This is a genomic window from Veillonella dispar (assembly GCF_937975875.1).
GTDB lineage: Bacteria > Bacillota > Negativicutes > Veillonellales > Veillonellaceae > Veillonella > Veillonella dispar_B.
In genome coordinates this window covers 1-2,880 of record NZ_CALJSP010000137.1, presented here as the reverse complement: position 1 = coordinate 2,880, position 2,880 = coordinate 1, and the positions used below count along the sequence as shown (strand labels likewise).

Here is a 2,880-nt window from a genome sequence, read left to right as displayed (position 1 = left end):
TGTGCTTTTTATTTCACACGATGAAACGCTGATAGAGCGTACTGCCAACATGGTGTAAATGTTTATTCCTCCCCATATATTAGTAAATAAAAATATAGGAATAAACTTTTTAGGATTGTTATATTGATTTTTAAATAACATATAGTTACCTATCAATAAACCAATAACTATATACAGTGTCACATCTGAATGCAATAAATTACTATACATAAACGTATACTTTCTATCAATCAACAATTAGTAAATTTTTTGAAATCATTTAATAAAATTGTAAACCACCTACCAAAGATAATCAATTTATCTTCAATAGGTGGTTTATTTTATTCACCCTTAGCAATGCGATCTAAGAGTTCAATATAGCTTTGTTTGTTTAATGCTGGTGTAAAGTGGTCTAATACATCTTTAGCGCCTGCTGCATCATCGTATAGTAAGTCTACGATGGTCATTGCCAAGGCTTGTGCTGTTTTAATGTACGCTACGTCAGGTACAGAGATTTCATATTCTGCACTGTGTAGTACACCACTGATACAGCCAACCCATGGATGGATAACCGGCATCAAGTGAGATACGTCCCCCATGTCTGTACTAGCCGTAATATGTGGACCTTGGTATACATTGGCTTCACCAAAGATAGGATTTGAGTTTTCTCGTAATAGAGCATTCATACGTTCATCATTACGCATCGGTAAATAACCAGGTAGGTCATTGATAACACATGTAGCCCCTACTGCATCGCCACCAGCTTTTAATGCTCTGTTAACACGATGGTTACCATCTACAATAGCTTGAATATTAGAGGCACGCACATAGCTTTCAACTTGAACATAATCAGGCACACAGTTTACCAATGTACCGCCTTGATTAATGATGGGATGGAATCTGAAATAATCGCTTTCTTTGAAAGTTTCACGAATGGAGTTAACCCCCATAACCCCCATCAAAGCAGCATTAAGAGCATTGATACCTTCATGAGGTGCTTGAGCCGCATGAGCCACCTTGCCGTGATATTCAATCAGCTTAGATACAAAACCATTAGAGGTACTACCTAGCCCCATTTCACCAGCTGAAGTTTTGGCAGTCTCCACATGCATTTGCATAGCCATATCGATATCGTCGAAAGCACCTTCATAGATGAGCTGTTGTTTACCGCCCATATACTTGAGTTTTCCTTGTTCACGCAATTTATTACGGTAATCAATTTCAATCATTTCCTCTGCAGGAACAGCAAATAGTACAACATCGCCTGCTAATTCGTTCATCACTGCTTGTAGGCCTATAGCTACGGCAAACATATTGGTAATTTGTACATTATGACCACAGCAATGAGCAGCCCCTGTTAAATCATCGGCACGAGGATGGCGAGGACAGAGAATGGCATCTAATTCCCCCACCATAGCAACCGTATATTTACTATCTCGGCCTTTCATACGACCTTTTACACCTGTCAATGCATGGCCAGTAGTATAAGAAATGCCAAGTTCATCAAACATAGCTTGAACCTTTTTAGATGTTTTTACCTCTTTAAAACCCAGCTCAGGTTCAGCCATAATAGATTCTGCTAATTCTCGTAAACGCGGTTGTGCATCAACAATAGCTTTACAAACACGTTCTTTAACTTCTTCCTTTGTCATACGGCTCATAATATCTCCTTTATAAAATCGACCGTATAAAATACGGTCGATCATGGAATCTTAATGTATAGATATCTTATGAAATATAAATCTATAATTATATCTTAACATAGTTTAGACATCTAACATTATGATTTAGTATTAAATTAAACCTTCTAAATGAAGTACTAATTGCGCTAGTGCTGTTGCACAGATGAAAGTACCCGCTGTTACAGCTAATGCAACAGGAATAATACGCCAAGATAAGCGACGGAACGCACCAAGGTCTTTACCTAAGGATAAACCAGCATAAGCAAGTACAGGTGTTGTCGTTGCAAGGAATGTAACTTGGCTAGTTTTAGCAATAATCCATTCTTGGCCAGGAGTACCTGGTAAAGAAGCGATAACACCAACTAAAGATACCCAGAATACCATAGGTAATTTATTAGCATATGGTAAGTTAGAGATCAAGGCGCCAATTGTAGCAAGGGCTGCCAAAATAGCTACGCCAACTAAACTATCGCTAAATAGATGTTTGCCATCCATGACATTACCTACTGCAGTGATGATAGCAGCAATGCAGATAACGATGACAAATTGTGTTAATTTTTCGCTTTTACTCATGATGTGCTGCCTCCTCTGCTAAATCTTGTTCACGTGTACGACCTGTAAAGAAATTGTATGTTTTTTCCATAACTGGTAAAGAAACAAATAGACCAAAGTATACGCCTAGAACAGTAGTTAATAAGTTTGCTGCCCCAGCAAGAGCCATAATTTGTTGTTCATAATCTGGATATACTGCAATGATTGGAGCCGTAGCGGCAGCCATCATACTAGCACTACCTACGCCAGCGCCCATAGCCAATGCCAATGGATGGAACCAACCAGATTGTGCCAGCATACCTGCCAATACGGAGGACCACATTGCGCCAATAAGAACGCCACAGATGTACATGCCCATAACACCACGGCCCTCTGGAGAGCTAAAACCGAATTTGTCGATAATAATCGCTACATTCGGTTCACGGTCTACAGAGTAACAAGCACCTACTGCTTCACGACGCATACCTACTAATAAAGCCACAGGTAAACCGAATACAATAGTACCAAAGAAATGACCAAGCTCTTGTAATAACAATGCCCAGCCTGCACTTGTAAGAATACCAAGATTTGGACCAATACCTAAACCTACTTTTACCATCAAGATCATAACGGCCGCTTGACATTCCGCATCGCTCCGTGAATCCCGCGGCCCTTGATGCAGCTATAT

General features: G+C 39.6%; 4 protein-coding genes. All 4 read right to left on the bottom strand.

Translation table 11 applies throughout. The features are described from left to right. On the bottom strand, positions 1–210 hold a 210-nt coding region (locus Q7P05_RS06595; RefSeq protein ID WP_303931217.1), incomplete at its 3' end, for a hypothetical protein. 110 nt (positions 211–320) lie between these two features. Next, a complete protein-coding gene (locus Q7P05_RS06590) occupies positions 321–1,640 on the bottom strand; it encodes an amidohydrolase (RefSeq protein ID WP_303931215.1) in 1,320 nt (439 codons plus the stop codon). A 132-nt stretch (positions 1,641–1,772) separates the two neighbouring features. Beyond that, positions 1,773–2,234 (bottom strand): hypothetical protein, encoded by a 462-nt coding sequence (locus tag Q7P05_RS06585; RefSeq protein ID WP_101928306.1) that lies wholly within the window; start codon positions 2,232–2,234, stop codon positions 1,773–1,775. Continuing rightward, positions 2,227–2,874, bottom strand: a complete 648-nt coding sequence (locus tag Q7P05_RS06580; RefSeq protein WP_303931218.1) for a DUF3100 domain-containing protein — start codon at positions 2,872–2,874, stop codon at positions 2,227–2,229. The genes Q7P05_RS06585 and Q7P05_RS06580 overlap by 8 nt, the downstream gene beginning before the upstream one ends. Positions 2,875–2,880 lie beyond the last annotated feature (6 nt).